Origin of the sequence: Halopseudomonas pelagia CL-AP6 (assembly GCF_000410875.1) — a bacterium.
Classification (GTDB): Bacteria; Pseudomonadota; Gammaproteobacteria; order Pseudomonadales; family Pseudomonadaceae; genus Halopseudomonas; species Halopseudomonas pelagia.
On record NZ_AROI01000064.1, the window covers coordinates 1 to 1,663 of the forward strand.

Below are 1,663 nucleotides of genomic sequence, written 5' to 3' on the forward strand. Positions count from 1 at the left end.
GGCCCAGAGTGTGTAAAAACACTTTTCGCATGTTGGATGACTAAGCCCAGTGCTCTTGGGCGAGGCGATTTTCCGGACATTTGCCAAGATCAGTGTCGATAGCGCGTCAGAACGTGTATGGAGCTCTTCGGCATCTCCTGGAGCAGTAAAAGCTGAGGCTTTTACGCCGCCATCGCCTTCAGCAAGCCTTCTGTACCGATGATTTTCATAACCCGCTTCAGGTTGTAGGCGAGCACATTCAAGCTCATCTCGGCACTCACGCCGTTGAGCTTCCGGGTCAGGAAGTGCGTCGCACCCATCCATTGCTTAAGCGTCCCGAAGGGATGCTCAACGGTCCTTTTTCGGATCCGCATCATCTCTGGTGCTCTGGTCAGCCGTCGCTGCATTTCCTCAAGCACAGCTTCATGCTCCCAACGCTTTACTCGACGATTTGTGCTTGGTGTGCACTGGCTTTTCAGCGTGCAACTCTGACACTTTGAACTCCAGTAGCAATGCATATTCATGCCTTTCTCAACGCTGGAAAATCGCCAGATCAGGGCCTCTCCCGCCGGGCACGTGTATTCGTTTCTGGTCGCGTCATACACGAAGGCATCTTTGTTGAATCGGCCATCAGCTTTGGCGCTTGAAGTCATCGGCTTCGGCACGTAGGCGGTGACGTTTGCGTCGTAACAAGCCAGGATTTCTTCGCCTTTGAAATAGCCTCGGTCGGCAACTACCGACAGCGTTTCTACGCCGATGGCTTCACGAGCCTGCTTCGCCATTGAACTGAGTTGGTCACGGTCAGAACCTCGGTTGGTGACCTCGTGAGCAACGATCAAATGGTGCTGCGTGTCGACAGCCGTCTGTACGTTGTAGCCAACGATCCCGCTGCCGCGCGTCATCATCGAACGGGCATCCGGGTCGGTCAGCGAAACCTGTTTATCTGGCGATTCGTTGAGCTGTGACTCAATCCCCTGAAGCTCTTTCATCTGTGCTTTGAGCTTGGCGATTTTATCTTCCAAGCTCACCGTATCTGGTTTAGAGGCGCTAGGTATCTGGCGATCAGCCGCATCGAGTGAGGCCAAATAACGGCTGATGCTCGCCTCGATTTCTTCCATGCGCCGCTTCAGCTTCGCACTAGTGAAGTTCCGGTCGCGGTTGTTAACCGCCTTGAATTTACTGCCGTCAATGGCAACCAGGTTTTCGCTAAACAGCCCCAACTGCTGGCAGAGCAAAACGAACTGACGGCAGACGCCGCGAATAGCTTTGCTGTTGTCTTTTCGGAAGTTGGCGATGGTCTTGAAGTCGGGCATCAAGCGACCTGTTAACCACATCAGCTCTACGTTGCGCTGGGCTTCACGCTCCAGACGACGGCTGGATTGAATGCGGTTCAGGTAGCCGTAGATATAGATCTTCAGCAGGATCGCAGGGTGATAAGCAGGCCTGCCGGTTTCGGCTGGAATCACACCATCGAAACCCAGTTTGGCTAGGTCGAGTTCATCGACGAAGACATCGACCACGCGCACTGGATTGATATCGCTGACGTAGTCGTCGAGGCTTTCGGGAAGCAAGGTGCTTTGACCTCGGTGTTCACCCTGGATAAACCGTTTCATTGATTTCCCTTGCAATGAGATTCTCAGAAATTATAGCAAGGGTCTGAGATAGCGTTTTTACACACTCTGGG

The 1,663-nt window shown here is 53.2% G+C and carries 1 protein-coding gene; it reads right to left on the bottom strand.

From position 1 onward, the window contains the following. Positions 1-161 precede the first annotated feature (161 nt). Positions 162-1,592 carry an IS1182 family transposase gene (locus K787_RS0121545; protein WP_022964855.1) on the bottom strand — a complete coding sequence of 477 codons (1,431 nt, stop codon included), beginning with the start codon at positions 1,590-1,592 and terminating at the stop codon, positions 162-164. Between the last annotated feature and the right edge of the window lie 71 nt (positions 1,593-1,663).

Excerpts from the sequence above, each read along its gene's own strand:
- K787_RS0121545 (WP_022964855.1), bottom strand. The coding sequence starts at position 1,592 with ATGAAACGGTTTATCCAGGGTGAACACCGAGGTCAAAGCACCTTGCTT.